Origin of the sequence: Thermosynechococcus sp. NK55a (assembly GCF_000505665.1) — a bacterium.
Classification (GTDB): Bacteria; Cyanobacteriota; Cyanobacteriia; order Thermosynechococcales; family Thermosynechococcaceae; genus Thermosynechococcus.
On sequence record NC_023033.1, the window covers coordinates 393,451 to 410,039 of the forward strand.

A 16,589-nucleotide genomic window follows, 5' to 3' on the forward strand; every position below is an offset into this window, starting at 1 on the left:
CCTCCAATACCTTAGCTGCTGTAACTCGCCTGTGTCACCGCTGCATGTGCTCGGCCAGTAGGGCTTGGGCGCGGGGTTTATAGAGTAGATGGAACAGCGCTTCCATGTAGCGCATCATATCTTCGCGGTTTTCTTGAGAAGAGAAGTTCCAGAAGCCATAGATCTTGGCAAGGGAGAGCAGGCGGCTGCAGTGAATTTTCCAAGTGTAGGTGCTATAGACCCGCTCGATGCCGGCTTTGGAAATCCGTTGCCACTCCTGGGGATCGCGATCGCAAGCCTCCAGAAAGCGGACGATGGTTTCGGCCATTTCTTCTAAGTGGGTTGGGTTGATATAAAAGCCATTCACCCCATCTTGGATAATTTCCAGAGGGCCACCAAAGCGCGTACCAAAGGTGGGCAGACCACTGATCATTGCCTCCAGAATCGTTAAGCCAAAGGCTTCAAACAAAGCAGGCTGGACAAAAATTCCTTGGCGATCGGCAATAATGCGATAAATTTCCCCCGAATCTGCTTTTGGTAAACGAATCCCTAGCCAGCGAATTTTGCCATGAAGATTGTATTCATGGATGATTTGGTAGAGCTTCTCAATCTCGGCAATTTCCTCGCGATCGCTGGAGTCTGCGGTGCGTAACTTGCCCGCCACCAAAATTAAGTTGCAGCGCTCCTGCAGTGCTTTGCTGCGGCCAAAGGCTTCCGCTAGGCCGGTGAGGTTCTTAATCCGATCCAGCCGTGCCATCGAAAAGAGGGGGCGTTTTTCAGGAGCCTCTAAGTAACCATAGATCTGCTGCGGGTCTTCAAGGGTAAAGAGCAGTTCCTCCAACCGCTGGCGATCGCCCTCTAGTCGCTCCGTATAGTGGTAGTAGGGAAAGTAAACTTGTTCATTCACCCCCGGTGGCACCACATTAAACTTCGGGCTAAAGAGTTCAATGCCATTCACCACATGGTACAGATCGGGCATTGTAAAGGACTGATAGGACTCGTACTGGCCGATGCTGTCGGGTGTGCCCACAATCTCTTGGTAGGTACTGCTGATAATAAAGTTGGCGGCATTCATGGCAATCAGATCCGCCGTAAATTGCAGCGAGAAGTGATACTTATCCTCCAAGTCCTGCCAGTAGAGGTTACTAAACAGGTATTTCGATTTCTCGAGGGCATGGGCAATGTTGCACTGGGTAACCTTCAGTCGCCGCGCCAAGAGGAAAGCCACTAGGTTGCCATCGGAATAGTTGCCAATAATCAAGTCGGGGACATGGCCAAACTCGGCTCGCAACTCTCGCTCCGCATCAATGGCAAAGGTTTCCAAATAGGGCCAGATTTCAAAGCGAGAAATCCAGTTTTGCGTCACCTTAGGATTAAATTCCCGGAAGGGGACCCGCAGGATCCAAGCATCATTGGTGCCGTAGATTTTCTCTAGGCGTTGGTTGCACAGGGTCCCTTCGGCGTTGGGAATCAAACGGGTGAGCACAATAATTTTAGGCCGTGCCTCGAGTACCCCCAACCCCGCCAGTTCTAAATCCTCCCGCATTTGTTTTTCAAGGCTTTTCACTTGGTCGAGGATATAGACCACCTGCCCACCGGTGTCGGGTCGCCCCAGCACCCCCTCTTGGCCAAACCAGCCGTGGGGAGAAATCAGGGCAATGCGAAAGAGCATCGGAATCCGCGAGACAAAGGCCTCCAGCACTTGGTGATCGGGAGAGTCCAAGAGTTGATCCAAAATTTCTAGGGTGTCCCGCACCCGGGCGACAGTATTGCCCCAACCCGGTTCAAAGCCGAGATTTTGCAGTTCAAAGCGAAACTCACTATAGGCCGCGGCGGGGGCGCGATCGCTTAGGGTTACAAGAGCTTGTTTCACCTGTTCTGAGAGGTGTTGAGGAGAGCGAATCCGCTCATTAATCAGGAGTTGATAGCCGTTGTAGCGGTGAATTTGCAAAAAGTTAAAAAGGTTTTGCTGCCACTGGCGCGGGTCTTGGAACAGCTTACTAGATAAGTAACGATTGAGAAATTCCACCCCCTTACCGATATTCTTGGCATCGCGGATGATCGGCGAGTAGTCATAGAAAGGCTGAACATCAATTTCAAAAACATCCCCCTCGTTGGGATGGTAGTGATTGACAAGGCGATCGCGCAGATCCAATAGCTCCGGGATCGTCATCGGCACAATTGTCAAATCCTCCACCAGCAGCCGACACACCTCCTGCTGCGCAATCCGTGGCCGAATAATCCAGCAGAGACTTTCGTTGTCAACAATGATCTCTTGGGTGTAGAACACCAGCTTACTGAGGCGTGACTCTGAGGGTGGGGGGACAGGTCGCCCTTGATTGCGACAGTAATCTGCAAAGGCATCCAGAATATCATTGCGCAGGAGATAACCTTTTTCTCCTAGTTGCAGGATGCGTGAAAACTGGCGCAGATCGGCACGTTCATCACTTTCAACAACGGATTTGAGGAGCACAGAGGTCATCGGCAAACTCAGAACACGGCTTTTACTTGAGACGGCACAGGGGCTTGGGTCGTTTCCATTCTAGGTTTCTCCCTGAATAGGGTCAATTTTGCACCAGCGATCGCCGGATTTGGCCATAGTTCCAAAAACCAAACCACAACCACAACAGCAATAGGCCACTTGTCAGTCCCAGCACCGGTGCAACGCCAAAATTGCGGATCAGAATCGGTGCTGCAGCAGTAAACAACCCACCCCCGACAATTGGCTCAAAGAGAATTTGCTTGTAGGCAAAACTTTCCAGTGCCCCCGATTGATTGCGGGGGTCTACCATACGAATCAGCAATAATCCAGTAGATGTCACTCCCATTGATTGCCCCATGTCACCAATCCCACGCTCAAACCAGAATATGGGCAAAATTCGCGGCGCTAAATAGAGCATGACAAAGAGATTCCAACCAATTCCCCCCAAACTCAAGAGGATAAAGGGGATGAGATTTTCACCAATGGCCGTTAAAGAGAGGGTGGCCAGGGCGGTAATAATCGTCACATCCAAAGCTACACCGCCAATGTGGTTAATCAGTGGCCGGCTAATCAGGTACTGTTTGCGCCAACGGGTCAAGATTAACTGCACAATAATGCCACCGATGAGAGCCAAGGGAAATAGGGGCACATAGGCCATGAGCTTCAAACCCGTGTGTCCCCAACTGACACGCTCTAAGAGCCGCAGGGCCTCAAGAATCACCCAGCCCACAAGAATCGCCAAGCCGACAAAACAGAAATTTAATGACAAAGGATCAATGAGTAACTCCCGCAGCAGTTGTTGGCGCCGCTGCCGTGTTTCTGCGTCATCGTGGGGATGGGGGTCTGGATTCTCCTCAGCTTTGAAGTCTGCCAAGGGTTGGATCTGGAGGCGTCCCGTGCGCCGTGCCCAGTTAATCAGTGCCACCCCAAAAACCACCCCAGAGACCAAACCCACCGTCGCCAAGCCCAAGGCCATATCAGCACCCGCACTAAAGTTTAACTCCCTAAAGGTATCGGCCATCCCAGCGGCAGTTCCATGTCCCCCCTCAAAGGTGATCTCAATCAGGGCACCAGCAATCGGATCCATGCCAAATACGGGAGTGAGAACAAGCCAAGTTAGCAATAAACCCACAACATATTGCCCCCAAGCCAGAATCTGACCAAAGGCGACCTGCGGTGAGGCTTTCTGCCAAATTTCCCGAGGGCTAGGGATGATCTCCCCTAAAAATAGACAGGCGAAAACAATGTTGATGAAAATACTCGGGGATTGCTTCCAAACTTCACGGATATCTTCGGCAAAAAGGCCATTGACCAAACCCGAGGCGGGAGCAATGTGGCTGGCGATCGCCCCCAGCACACTAGGACCAAGGATGAGTCCCAAGATGCCCGCAATCACTGAACTGGGCATATAGAGGGATCTCATGAGTGCCCAACGCTGCCGCACAATTCGCCCCCCCAGCAGCAAAACACCCATGAAAATAAACGCCCAAAAAACTGTCACTAGCCTAAACATCTGCGATGCCAACTCCTAAAGATTGCCGTGATCATAGAGCCTGCAACAGCAGGACTCAACCCCTCAAAAGTTCGTGGCGGCGCAACCAATCCAAAAGTAGGCCATTGACGCGATCGGGCTGTTCATCGTGGGGGCAGTGCCCGCTGTGATCGAGCGCCACCACTTCCAGTGTTGGCTGGACCTGTTGAAACTGCCGGCTAAGGATTGGGGGGATGAAGCGATCCTGTTTTCCCCAAATCAGCAATAGGGGTTGGGACACACGCTTGAGCATCCTCTTGGCGCTGGGTCCGAAGTCTGGACGGCTCATGGCGCGAATGATTTGCCCAAAGGCGCGATCGCTATGGCGGTCGTAGGCCGGGGTAAGCAGAATTTCCAGCAATTCATCATCCACACAGGCGGGGTTGGCGTAGGCCAGTTGGGCCCAGCGCTTGACAATAAAAGGACAGCGAATTGTGTAAAACAGAGCGCGCAGCAGCCAAGGGGCGGTAAAAATCTGTTCAATTGTCCCCACAAGGGGTGCGATCGCCCGTGGAATCAACTCTTCACGCAGGGCTGGATCCGGCAGACTCAACATCACCACTCCCGCCGCCATCTGCGGGTAGCGGTAGGCGCAGGTGAGAGCAATCAAGGCGCCAATGGAGTTGCCAACCATCACTGCTGGTTGCCCCACAATTCCTTGCCAAAAGGCATGAACCTGAGCCGCCCAAAACTCAGCACCATAGGCAGCAATGGGCTTTTCTGCTGCCCCGAACCCCATCAAATCAAGGGCATAGGTCGGCTGATGCTCTCCCAGCAGCCGCAAATTGTACCGCCAGTGCCCTAGAGATGCCCCAAAGCCGTGCAGCAAGATCACGGGAGACCCCCGATCCCCCTTGGAAGCAGGTCGCCAAAAACCATAGCGACTCTGCCAGCCCCGCCAGCACCAATCCCGCTGGACGCCATAGCGATAGGGCTCCACCAGTTGTCTCCTGTACCCATTCATCCAATAATGACTTCTATCTTATGAAGTTTTGCAACAGATTCATCCAGACCCAAAAGGAGTTCGACCTTGAGTCCATCAGCAACCGTACAAACAAAGGACGCGATCGCCCCCCACGGCGGTATCCTTGTCAATCGTATTCTGTCCCCCGAACAAAAACAGGCTTGGCTTGCTCGCGCCGATCAATTGCCCCGCGTGACCCTCGATGAGCGAGCTGTCTCTGACTTGGAACTCATTGCCATTGGTGGCTTTAGCCCTCTGACGGGATTTATGGGACAGGCCGACTATGAGCGAGTTGTCGAAGAAATGTATCTTACCAATGGGTTGCCCTGGTCAATTCCCATTACCCTCTCTGTCAGTGCTGAGGTGGCGGCTCCCCTGGAAATTGGCCAAACCATTCGCCTAGATAATGCAGCGGGTCAGTTTTTGGGAATTCTTGAACTCACCGAAAAATATACCTATGACAAACGCCGTGAGGCTCGCTGTGTCTATCGCACCGAAGATGACAAACACCCCGGCGTTAAGGTGGTCTATGAACAGGGAGAAGTCAACCTTGCAGGTCCGATTTGGCTCCTAGAGCGACATCCCCATCCCCAATTTCCCAACTATTGCATTGATCCAGTGGATTCCCGTGCCCTTTTCCGCGCAAAAGGTTGGCGGACGATCGTTGGTTTTCAGACCCGCAACCCGATCCACCGTGCCCATGAATATATTCAAAAATGTGCCCTTGAAATCGTTGATGGCCTCTTTTTGCATCCCCTTGTGGGCGCCACCAAGGAAGATGACATTCCTGCGGACGTGCGGATGCGCTGCTATGAAATTGTGTTGGACCACTATTTTCCCAAAGATCGGGTGATTCTAGCGATCAATCCGGCAGCCATGCGCTATGCAGGGCCACGGGAGGCAATTTTCCATGCCCTCGTCCGCAAAAACTATGGCTGTACCCATTTCATCGTTGGTCGCGACCACGCTGGCGTGGGAGACTACTACGGCACCTACGATGCCCAACATATCTTTGATGAATTTGATCCAGGGGCCTTGGGCATTATTCCCTTGAAGTTTGAGCACGCCTTCTACTGCACCCGCACTCAGTCGATGGCCACCAGTAAAACGAGTCCCAGCAAACCTGAAGAGCGCATTCACCTCTCAGGGACTAAGGTACGGGAAATGCTGCGCCGAGGAGAATTGCCGCCTCCAGAGTTTTCGCGGCCAGAAGTTGCAGCAGAACTGGCACGCGCTATGCGACAACCGCAACCCACGCCATAGCCCAAAAATAAAACGAGGGGGTCAAGCTGACGGCAGCAAGACCCCTAAGAAGTTAGCAACGACGATAGAGTAACTCAACAACTAAGGTGGACAACTTGTGGTTTCAACTGGCGACTCAAACCCCACTCGGCGATCTTAACCGATCAGGCTTGGAGCATGGACACTAGGTACTGAATTGCTGTCAACGTTGACGACCTCGGATATTGGGAGGTTACCTAGCTTTGCCTTAACTCCCATGGACACAGGATGGGGACTTCGGCAGTAACCACACAAACGATAAGGCTGGATAAAGCGAGAGGACAAATACACAACGGTGAAGCTCAAAGGATTAATTTTGATGTTACCCGCAAGACAGGAGTGAGATTTATCTTGGAGTAACTTTGCTTTATCCTGAACTCAAGGACTGGGAGGCACAAGCCTTAAGTTCACTCTTATCGTTAACCTTTCTTTCTGTGCCTACTTTTAAGTTAGCATAGCCCTTTGGGAATCCTCAAATGTTAACTGAAAATTCAATATCTGAAATATTCCTTAACTGATTCTGCAATATGCCGTTAGATTTAGTGGTTGCGCCCTTTTGGTGGTATTTTTCGACCGAACATTTTCGACCGAACATTACTTTTAACAGTTGGGGCGATCGCCCCCAGCTCATAAAAAACTGCACCCGCCCCCTCCTTGCCACTATGGCGGAGCTGATGCAGAACTATACTGGTTATTTTTACCTGTAAAGTCTCTATAGGGGTTCTGCTTGCGCAAGACAGTAACTAGCTCTTACGGGCGGGTGTCCCCGTGAAGGGCTGTGCTCCTGTGGAAGGATAGTGATCATTCCGCGGGGTGAAGATGCGTCCAAATGCCTCCATCAAAAAGACCATCATACTTTGCAGTTTCTCCCGTATTGCTCTTAACATAGGTCAACTCCTAAAGAAAGTGATTTAGGCTTCCGCCTGTGGCTGAATGAATGAACACCGCAGGAAAAACTCGAAACTTGCTCTACCGGAGCAACGGGATCGGACTTTGTCTCCGGGCCATTAGGTATAGCCCTTTTCCCATGCATGGAACACACTCACAACCGGGAAAGCTCCTATAGGAGAAGATCGTTTTCCCGCCTGCAGCCCATCCATAGAAAAGGACTCTAAAGACTGTACTTTTAGTATAAAAAATCAGACCCGTTGCCTGAGAGAGTTTGAGACAATTTTTTATATCCTGAATAAGGAAGTTATTGATTTGTGAAATTCTGTTCTCAATGAGATTCCACCCATGACATTTCTTCCCCCTCTTTCTGATCTTTCGCTGCGCTCGCAGGTGGCGCAAATGGTGGTTGTGCGAGCCAGTGGCTACCTCTACGATCGCCAGATTCAGTATCCCGCTTGGGAGCCGCCCCAAAACACCTTAAAACACTGGATTAAAGACTGGGGAGTAGGCGGGGTGATTCTCTTGGGGGGCAGTGCCGTCGAAGTGGCAGAACGCTGTCAGCAGCTTCAATCTTGGGCGACGATTCCCCTATTACTCGCAGCGGATATTGAGGAGGGGGTCGGCCAACGCTTCAGTGGTGCGACGCAATTTCCGCCGCCAGCGGCTTTGGGAGCCATTGCCAAAAAGAATCCACAACGGGCGGTTGAGCTGGCTAGGGCAATGGGAGCCCACACCGCAGCTGAGGCTTTAGCCATTGGCTTAAATTGGGTGCTTGCCCCAGTGGTGGATGTGAATAACAATCCCGCGAACCCAGTGATTAATGTGCGTGCCTTTGGCGAGGAGCCAGACATTGTGAGTGCTCTGGCAACCGCTTTCATCCAAGGGGCACGTACCCATCCAGTGCTAACAACGGCAAAACATTTTCCCGGCCATGGGGATACGGCAACGGATTCCCATTTGGAGCTACCCGTGATGCCCCACGATCGCGATCGCCTGCAAGCCATTGAATGGCCGCCCTTTATTGCTGCCATTGCTGCAGGGGTGGATGCTGTCATGAGTGCCCATGTCCACCTACCTGCCTTGGATGCCGAGCGGCCCGCCACCCTGTCTCCCCCAATTCTCACGGGAATTTTGCGCCAACAGATGGGGTTCAGGGGGCTAATTGTCACCGATGCCCTGGTCATGGGGGCGATCGCCAACGCCTACGGTACCGCCGAAGCCGCCGTCAAAGCTGTAGAAGCCGGTGCCGATATTTTGCTCATGCCCTCAGATCCCCCAGCAGCCATTGAAGCAGTGGTTGCTGCCGTTGAGTCAGGGCGGATTCCTTCTGAACGCATTCAGGCTGCCGTAGCCCGCCTCCAAGCTGCAAAGGATCGCCTTCAGCCCTTGGCATTGCAGTTGGACTATTTCCAAACCACACCAGCAGTTGAGGTGGCCACCACTATTGCCCAGGAGAGTCTTGAGCGTGCCGGCCCCGCCTTGCCAGCAGTGACCTCTGGGGTCAATTGTCTGATTGTGGATGATGCCCTACAGGCGAGTTTTTTGAGCCGTACCTCTCCAGCCCTCACCCTGCCTCCCACTTGGGGATTTAGCCAACGACTGGTGGTTGATCAGCAAACACCCCTGACGATGATTGAGGCCTTGCCCAAGGCACCGACCTTAGTGCAGGTGTTTAGTCGCGGCAATCCTTTCCGAGGCAAAGCGGGTTTAAGTGCGCCAGCGATCGCCACCCTCGAACAACTGCAAACCCAAAATCAACTGGCGGGTCTGGTGGTTTATGGCAGTCCCTATGCCTACCAGGAGATAACCCAGCGGCTTCACCCCAAGGTGCCCCGCGTCTTTAGCTATGGACACTACAGCATTGCCCAAGGTCTGGCGCTGGCGTACTTACTAAAGGTTTCTTGATCTTTTGTGAGGGAATCCATAGGAAACCCCTATACTGCTTTCACGTCCCTAGAGATACCCCCCTAGGATTTGGTGCCATGATAAAGTTTCCTACGGTGGCTGGCTTGGCAACTCTCTACACAGTTGCCACAACCCTAGCGATCGCCCCCATGAGTTTTGCAGCTCCCCAGTCTTGGCTCGATCAACCGCTGCGTAACTGGAATCCCAGCCTGCCTCTCCTAGACATTCCCCCGCGGGGCAATCCAGATCCCGGTGAGTTGAACCGCTGTCGCAGCACACTGCGTTCTCCTCAATCCATGGCCGATCGCCTGATCCAACAGCGGGGCTGGTATCTGGTGGGCACACCCATTCGCCATCAGAATGTGGAAATTATCCTTGGTAATACTAGTTTTGATGGTATGTGTCGCCCGATGGGGTATCAGGCCTTTGTTTTTGCCCGGGGACGTTACTTGGGAACATTGTCGCCAAATCTCATGGATTCCCGTGCCGATGGCTCGTTCCTTGGCAAGGTCAAGTTCCAAAGTGATGGCACCTTCACCGCAGACTTTGCCCGCTATCACCCCAACGATCCCCTCTGTTGCCCTAGTCGCATCAGTACCGTGACCTATCGCCTTGAAGGGGGACTACTGCCTCTGCCGCGCTTAGTGCCGGTGGTCGTTTCCACACAAGCAACGGGGAATCACCCTCCCGACCTGAGCCTCAGCGGTCCGGACCTCAGCCTTAGCGGTCAGCGGTGGCGTCTCAGGCGCATCGCTAATGAAGCCGTGCCAGTGGATACCGCCTTCATTGAGTTTGAGGGTGCCAACCGCCGTGCCAATGGCTTTACTGGCTGTAATCATTTTAATGGTGGCTACATCGCCAACGGCCCACGTCTCCTTTTTGCCCCCTTAGCAACCAGCCAACGTCACTGTGGCCAAGAACAGCTTCAGAGTGTGGAAACCCAGATGCTACAGGGCCTCAACCGCACCAACCGCTACCGTATTCAAGGAAATACCCTGCAACTTTTTGAGGGTAATCGCCTATTGTTGACCTTTGAAGCGGGTGCGACTGCAAGTCCCCTCAGTGGCCGCTGGCAACTTCAGCGCCTCGGGAATCCGCCGCTGCCACCGCGTAATCCCATGGATACCGTGTTTATTGAGTTTGATCCCAGTGCCCAGCAAGCAACAGGTTTCAGTGGCTGTAATAACTTTACCAGTGGCTACAGCGTCAATGCCCAGCAATTGCGGTTTTCAGCAGTTGCGACAACGCGGCGAGCCTGTATGGGTCCATGGGCACAAAGGATAGAGATGTCGTTTTTGCAGAGCCTCGAGCAAACGAACCGCTACCGCATTGAGGGAAATACATTGACGTTCTATGATGGCGATCGCCCCCTTGCGATGTTTCAGCGAACACCCTAGGGAAGATCTGCCATTGAGTGATTCTTCATGACCGAGAAACCTCGTCCCCGCAAAAAAAATCGCCCGACAGCGACCCGCCCTCCTCGCCCCCAGCGACGCACTCCAGCCAAACCAATTCAGAAGGCACCCCCAACTGCCCCGGTGGAGGATGCCCCCGAACTCCTCTATGGTCGCCATGCGGTGCTCTCAGCCCTTGAAAGTGGCCGTCCCTGCAACCGTATTTGGGTGATTCCTTCGCTGCGCTACGATCCGCGTTTTCATCAACGCTTGAATGAAGCCAAACAGCAGGGAGCAATTATTGATACCGTCACTCCGGAGCGCCTCGATCAACTCTGCCAGCGGGGACGACATCAGGGGATCGCCATTCAGGTGGCTGCCTATAACTATTGGTCCCTTGAGGATCTGTTGGCCAAGGCTGCAACCGTGAATCAACCGGTGCTATTGGCCGCTGATGGCATTACGGATCCGCAAAATCTTGGTGCCATGATCCGCACTGCAGAGGCCCTAGGGATGCAGGGGGTGATTATTCCCCAACGACGGGCAGTGGGTATTACCGCAACCGTGGCCAAAGCAGCCGCAGGCGCCTTGGAGTATTTACCGGTGGCACGGGTGATCAACCTCAACCAAGCCCTTGAAACCCTGAAGGCAGCGGGCTATTGGATCTATGGCCTCTCGGAGCGCGGCGCTGTGCCCCTACCGAAAATCACCTTTGATCGCCCCACCGTTTTTGTGGTTGGCAGTGAAGGGGATGGGATTAGCCTGCAAACGCAAAAGCATTGCGACGAAATTGTTGCCATTCCCTTGGCAGGGCGCACCAGTAGCCTCAATGCCTCAGTGGCGGTGGGGATTGCCCTCTACGAGATCAGTTGTCAGCGATCGCCCGCTTGGGATTTGACTCAGGGACCCCAGGGCTAGGACACTGTTGCCACAGACCGCAGGGCAAAAATTTTATTGAGAACCTCCTCAACCACCTTATCGGGGGTGGAGGCACCGGAGGTAATGCCAATCGTGATCGGGCGATCGGGCAGCCAGTTTTCAGCCACGGTGGGATTCTGATGCAGGGGCTTGTGCTCAATGCGATTTCCCGGCCCAATGCGATCGGCAGAATCAATGTGGTAGGAGGGAATCCCATGCTCAATGGCAATTTCCTGCAGGTGGGTGGTATTCGAGGAGTTGTAGCCACCTATGACCACCATTAGATCCAAGGGTTCCTTGACCAAGCTGAGCATTGCATCTTGGCGTTCTTGGGTGGCATCGCAAATCGTATTGAAGCTCATAAAGTGCTCATTGAGGCGATCGGGCCCGTATTTTTGGATCATCGTACGCTCAAAGAGTTTGCCGATTTGCTCTGTTTCCCCCTTGAGCATCGTTGTTTGGTTGGCAATGCCGACCCGCACCAGATCGCGATCAGGGTCAAAGCCAGGGGAACAGGCCTTGGCAAACTTGGCCATAAATGCGGCGCGATCGCCCCCCTGGAGGATGTAATCGCAGACATAGCGGGCTTCCTCTAGGTTGAGCACAATCAAATACGTGCCGGCAAAGGAACTGGTGGCAATGGTTTCTTCGTGGTTGTATTTACCGTGAATGATCGAGGTGAAACTTACCTTTTTGTGCTTCTCAACACTGTGCCACACCTTCGAGACCCATGGGCAGGTGGTATCCACAATCGTGCAGCCGCGCTCATTGAGCAATTGCATTTCTTGGACACTGGCACCAAAGGCCGGCAAAATCACCACATCCCCCGGGCGCACCTCACTAAAGTCCTTTACCCCATTCACAAGGGGGATAAATTCCACGGCCATTTGCCGTAGGCGCTCATTCACGGAGGGGTTATGGATAATTTCATTAGTGATCCAAATGCGCTCTGTAGGAAAGTGGGTGCGGGTTTCATAGGCCAGGGCAACGGCACGTTCAACTCCCCAACAAAAGCCAAAGGCTGCCGCTAAGCGAATCGTCACATCCCCCTGCTGCCAGCGATAGCCATTGGCGCGGATTTGCTGAATCAGAGAACTTTGATACTCCCCTTGGAGCTGCTGGTTCACTGCCTCGCCGTGGCCAAAGCCTTTGCGGTGGTAGTTTTCTGAACTGTGTAGCGATCGCTTGAATGCGCGGGTATCCATTGGTTCTCCTCTGAGGCAATCTGATGGTATTTTGACACACTCTAGAGAGCAACCATGGGGCTGACGCCCCGCTGGGCTAACTCCTGCACTGTTGCTCGCGCCCAGCGATCGGCGGCCAAAATATCCTCTAGGGTGGGATTAGTGATGTTTTGAGCAGAGTAGCGATCGCAGGCCATCTCAATGAGGCGGGGAATCTCAAGGAACGAAATCGCCTCGGCAATAAAGAGGGCTACCGCCTGTTCATTGGCGGCGTTGAGGACTGCCGGCATGGCCCCCCCAGCACGACCAGCAGCATAGGCCAGTCCCATACAGGGATACTTTTGGTGATCGGGCGATCGGAAGGTCAAATCCCCCGCCTTCACTAAGTCTAAGGGCGACCAATTGGTGGGGATGCGCTCGGGCCAAGCGAGGGCATATAACAAGGGCAAGCGCATGTCCGGCCAGCCCAACTGCGCCAGCACCGAGGTATCCTGCAACTCAATCAGGGAGTGGATAATACTTTGGGGATGGATGACAATCTCGATATTGTCGTAGTCCATGCCGAAGAGGTAATGGGCCTCAATCACCTCTAGGCCTTTATTCATCAAGGTTGCCGAGTCCACGGTAATTTTTGGCCCCATCGACCAGTTGGGATGTTTGAGGGCATCGGCCACCGTCACCTGGGCGAGTTTCTCCACTGGCCAATCGCGAAAGGCGCCTCCTGAGGCCGTGAGAATGATTTTCCGCAGTCCGCCTTCGGGCACCCCCTGCAAACACTGAAAAATAGCGGAGTGCTCAGAATCAGCAGGCAGCAGCTTGACACCGTACTCCTGAAGCAGCGGCAAGACCACAGGACCACCGGCAATTAGCGTTTCCTTATTGGCTAGGGCAATATCTTTGCCCGCTTTAATGGCGGCGATCGTCGGCACCAGACCGGCACAGCCGACAATGCCCGTGACGACAACTTCGGCATCTCCATAGGCGGCCACCGCTGCAATACCCGCTTCCCCAGCCACTAGTTGCGGTTTTTGGGGCAGATCAGCCAATGCCGCCTCTAGCTCCGGCAATTGTTCAGGATCGGCAATACTGACAATCTCCGGCTGAAATTGGCGAATTTGGGGAATCAGTCGCTCCAGGTTGCGCCCGGCAGCAAGGCCAACCACGCGAAAGCGATCGGGATATTGGGCAACAATGTCAAGGGTTTGCGTACCAATGGAGCCGGTGGAGCCAAGGAGATTGAGTGCCTTCACAATTTTTGGGAGGGTCAGTGGACACCTTAATATCTACCGCAGGAGGGGACACAAGGCAAACCCATACCTATTCCGATGAGAATAGCAACAGGCGTTTCTTGAGTCTTTCCCAGTTATGGTGTTACCCCTTTCCCAACTGCTGCAGCAACTGAATGATAAAAAGGATGAATTTCTCAGGTATGACACTGCCTTTGCTGAGGTGCGACAGGCCTATCAAGAGGCCCTAGGGAGATGGCAGCAACAAACGATTCCCAAGGTTACCGCTGCCATTGATCCGCAGATTACCCATTGGGGGGCACGTCCCATTGAACCTTGGAATCAGGGGTGGTGCATTCCCTTGGGGGTACAGTGGCCCCATCGGCAGGCAGCACAGGGGTGGGCAATGGCCCAACTCATGGAGGTCACCACTGTTGCGGTGGATGGCTCCCAGATGGTTCCCAGTGAGGAGCTATTTTTGCCCGTGGGTGTGGTACAGGCGGGCTGGTTCCTCAATCACCATCGGCGCGATCGCCCCTACGCCAAGGAAATTGCCCTTGAACTGATCACACCAGCGGAACTGCGCCAAGCAGAGACAGAACTGGCTCAACCCCAAACATACCGCCTCCACGAGCGCTACATTCACCTGCGCCGTTTTGAACTGGAATTAAAAACGCTACGGGAGCGCATGGCCGAGGTAACCGCACCCGCGTTGCTACTGTTTGATGGCTCTTTTGTGGCCACGTTTGCGGAGTCCTATACCCCCCAATGGCAGGGGCGATATGTGGCAGCTCTCTGCCAGACCCTAGAGGCTAGTTGGGAGCAACGGATTCCACTGCTGGCCTACATTGATAGCTCCCAAGCCCGGGATTTAGTGACCCTCTTGGGACATCTGGATCGCCTCCCCCCTAGCCCGCACCTCTGCGATGCCCAACTCTTGAACACTGTTTTGACCCAGTGGGGCGATCGCTCCCCTCTGTTTATCTGCGATCGCGGCGGTATCCTTGAAAATTATGGGGCTTGGACCAGGGGTATTGGCTTTTGCTACCTCAAGGCCCATCAAGGCTATCCGGTACGTGTTGAACTCCCCCTGTGGATCTACGAAGCAGGACTACTGGAGGCGGTGATTCGCTGGCTCTGTGGCGAACTGATTACGGGTCAGGGCTATCCCTATGCCCTTGAGGTTGCCGATCAAGTGGCCGTTCTCCAGGGGAGCGATCGCCAGGCGTTCCTCAAGCAACTACAAGTCTGGGCAGAGGGCGTAGGCATAGAACTCCGCTTTAGCCGCAAATGGGTGAGTAAGCAGCAGCGGCGCTAGCTTTATGGGGGTGAATAGTGCAGCGCCTTTAGTGCTTGTTCCAATTCCCATTGTGACCTTAACAGCCAGTCTTTGCCCCGCAATGCCGGAACATTTCTAGGGCTTCCTCACGGGTCTGACCCGTAGTTTTGTTGGTGGCGTTGCCAGAAGTCTTCCCACCAGCCGCGGGGTTCCTGCTTGCTGCCTGTGTATTCCGTGGGGCGACCCGTATCACCATCGATGACGAGGCTACCGACATAATCGGCATTGCTATAGACCTTGGCAATTTGATCCTTGATGTGGCGCATATCCTTAGCAGAGACAACGCCATTGTCGGTCGCCTTATAGAATTGCACCGTCACACGGATTGGGAAGCGGGGATCTCGCTCGATGGGCAGGTTATCAATTTCAGTGAAGGGGCCTTCCACCGCGCCATAGCTAATTACTGCCGCCTCTACATTGGAGCGACCAGCGCTGGGTGCGGCTTTCATCAAAGTGGGGGCGGCCATCGGGAAAAAGGGCATCGCCGGTCGTGGCCACGGGGGCTGCTTCAGAGGCACTTGGATCAGCATCACCATATTCATCCCCGCGGCTTCCGCTTGGGCAGAGGTCATTTCCCTACCGCCGCTGCTGACGCCAAAATCACTGGCGCGTTGTCCCACCAGACTTGCCCGTTCGCCATTCTTGTTGAAAAATAACCGCTGTCCCCAGGTTTGGCCGGCTGCAAAGGCATCCCGCTGATTGTCAATGACAGTGGCACTGGTACCTTGGCGGGTGACGAGAATTGCTAAAACCGCTGGATTTTTTTCGTAGCTCTGGTAGTTAAAGAGGACGGGGTTAAAGGTGGCTTCCCCTTGGGGTGGAATCGGTAGGAAACAGGCTTGGGCACTCACCAGCACATGGCTATCGCGATCCGCCAAAAGGGAGCGCCCATTCCCCGCCCACGAGCGCGGGTTGTGGAGATAGTTGCGGAAGTTACCGAGGAATTCCTTGAGGTTGACCCGCTGGAGCGACTGGCCCTTTTCATTGCCCACAAAGATAAAGAAGCGTTCGAGGGGAATATCGGCCGTGCGATCGCTAAAGTTGGGAAAGCGAATCACTGGCATCAGACTCAGTTCATACCCCTTGGTGCGTGGGTTGTACTGCTGGATTTGAATTGTCATATCGCTGATATTGGGACCCACAGCAGAGTTGTGGTAGCGAGCCGTGTCTTCCCAGGTGATGTCAAGAATATTCAAGCCATACTGCTGGGCAAGGCGCTGCGCCTCTGGGTTGTGGATCATGCTGCGGGTGCGCTCAATCACTTCGTGGTAGCGATCGTAGTCAGCCACAGAAACGCGCGGTGGGGGGTCGGGTTGAGGGGATGGGGTTGGGGCTGATTCAATGCCCCAATTGGGTTGACCTTGGGCGGCAGACAGCCAGTTTTTTCCTGGGGAGAGCAACTCCCCCCCTAAAAGAGGGCCAAGAGCGAGTAAACCAATGAGGCCAAGGGAGAGCTTGAGGGGCACAGCCATAGAAGTGTTCTGAATCCTACCCC

General features: G+C 53.9%; 11 protein-coding genes. 5 read left to right on the top strand and 6 right to left on the bottom strand.

Annotation, left to right across the window (positions count from 1 at the left end):
* Positions 1-34 precede the first annotated feature (34 nt).
* From NK55_RS01950 to NK55_RS01960, 3 genes are all read right to left on the bottom strand, one after another.
* Positions 35-2,461 carry a sucrose synthase gene (locus tag NK55_RS01950; protein WP_024124161.1) on the bottom strand — a complete coding sequence of 809 codons (2,427 nt, stop codon included), beginning with the start codon at positions 2,459-2,461 and terminating at the stop codon, positions 35-37.
* An 82-nt stretch (positions 2,462-2,543) separates the two neighbouring features.
* Positions 2,544-3,974 (bottom strand): sodium/glutamate symporter, encoded by a 1,431-nt coding sequence (locus tag NK55_RS01955; RefSeq protein ID WP_024124162.1) that lies wholly within the window; start codon positions 3,972-3,974, stop codon positions 2,544-2,546.
* A 55-nt stretch (positions 3,975-4,029) separates the two neighbouring features.
* On the bottom strand, positions 4,030-4,956 hold the full coding sequence (locus NK55_RS01960; RefSeq protein WP_051372757.1) for an alpha/beta fold hydrolase: 927 nt from the start codon (positions 4,954-4,956) through the stop codon (positions 4,030-4,032).
* A 66-nt stretch (positions 4,957-5,022) separates the two neighbouring features.
* Here NK55_RS01960 and sat point away from each other — a divergent pair, with 66 nt between their 5' ends.
* The 4 genes from sat to rlmB all read left to right on the top strand — a co-directional run bounded on the left by sat (position 5,023) and on the right by rlmB (position 11,345).
* Complete coding sequence (gene sat / locus NK55_RS01965; protein WP_024124164.1) at positions 5,023-6,219, top strand: sulfate adenylyltransferase; 1,197 nt, start codon at positions 5,023-5,025, stop codon at positions 6,217-6,219.
* A 1,254-nt stretch (positions 6,220-7,473) separates the two neighbouring features.
* The gene (locus tag NK55_RS01975) at positions 7,474-9,033 is read left to right on the top strand and encodes a glycoside hydrolase family 3 N-terminal domain-containing protein (protein WP_024124165.1); all 1,560 of its coding nucleotides are present in this window, start codon (positions 7,474-7,476) and stop codon (positions 9,031-9,033) included.
* Positions 9,034-9,110: 77 nt separating this feature from the next.
* Complete coding sequence (locus NK55_RS12295) at positions 9,111-10,430, top strand: META domain-containing protein (RefSeq protein WP_024124166.1); 1,320 nt, start codon at positions 9,111-9,113, stop codon at positions 10,428-10,430.
* 27 nt (positions 10,431-10,457) lie between these two features.
* Positions 10,458-11,345: a 23S rRNA (guanosine(2251)-2'-O)-methyltransferase RlmB gene (gene rlmB / locus NK55_RS01985; protein ID WP_024124167.1), complete on the top strand. Its 888-nt coding sequence runs from the start codon at positions 10,458-10,460 to the stop codon at positions 11,343-11,345.
* On the opposite strand, the gene NK55_RS01990 is transcribed toward rlmB, so the two are convergent.
* Together NK55_RS01990 and dxr are read right to left on the bottom strand one after the other, a co-directional pair.
* Complete coding sequence (locus NK55_RS01990) at positions 11,342-12,550, bottom strand: 4-hydroxy-3-methylbut-2-enyl diphosphate reductase (RefSeq protein ID WP_024124168.1); 1,209 nt, start codon at positions 12,548-12,550, stop codon at positions 11,342-11,344. The two genes, rlmB and NK55_RS01990, sit on opposite strands and share 4 nt — an antisense overlap.
* Positions 12,551-12,591: 41 nt before the next feature.
* Positions 12,592-13,779, bottom strand: coding sequence for a 1-deoxy-D-xylulose-5-phosphate reductoisomerase (gene dxr / locus NK55_RS01995; RefSeq protein ID WP_024124169.1), 1,188 nt, complete (start codon positions 13,777-13,779; stop codon positions 12,592-12,594).
* Positions 13,780-13,894: 115 nt separating this feature from the next.
* Here dxr and NK55_RS02000 point away from each other — a divergent pair, with 115 nt between their 5' ends.
* Positions 13,895-15,073, top strand: a complete 1,179-nt coding sequence (locus tag NK55_RS02000; protein ID WP_024124170.1) for a DNA double-strand break repair nuclease NurA — start codon at positions 13,895-13,897, stop codon at positions 15,071-15,073.
* 107 nt (positions 15,074-15,180) lie between these two features.
* Here the strand turns inward: NK55_RS02000 and NK55_RS02005 are convergent, their stop codons facing one another.
* Positions 15,181-16,566: a hypothetical protein gene (locus tag NK55_RS02005; RefSeq protein ID WP_200865509.1), complete on the bottom strand. Its 1,386-nt coding sequence runs from the start codon at positions 16,564-16,566 to the stop codon at positions 15,181-15,183.
* Positions 16,567-16,589: the final 23 nt, after the last annotated feature.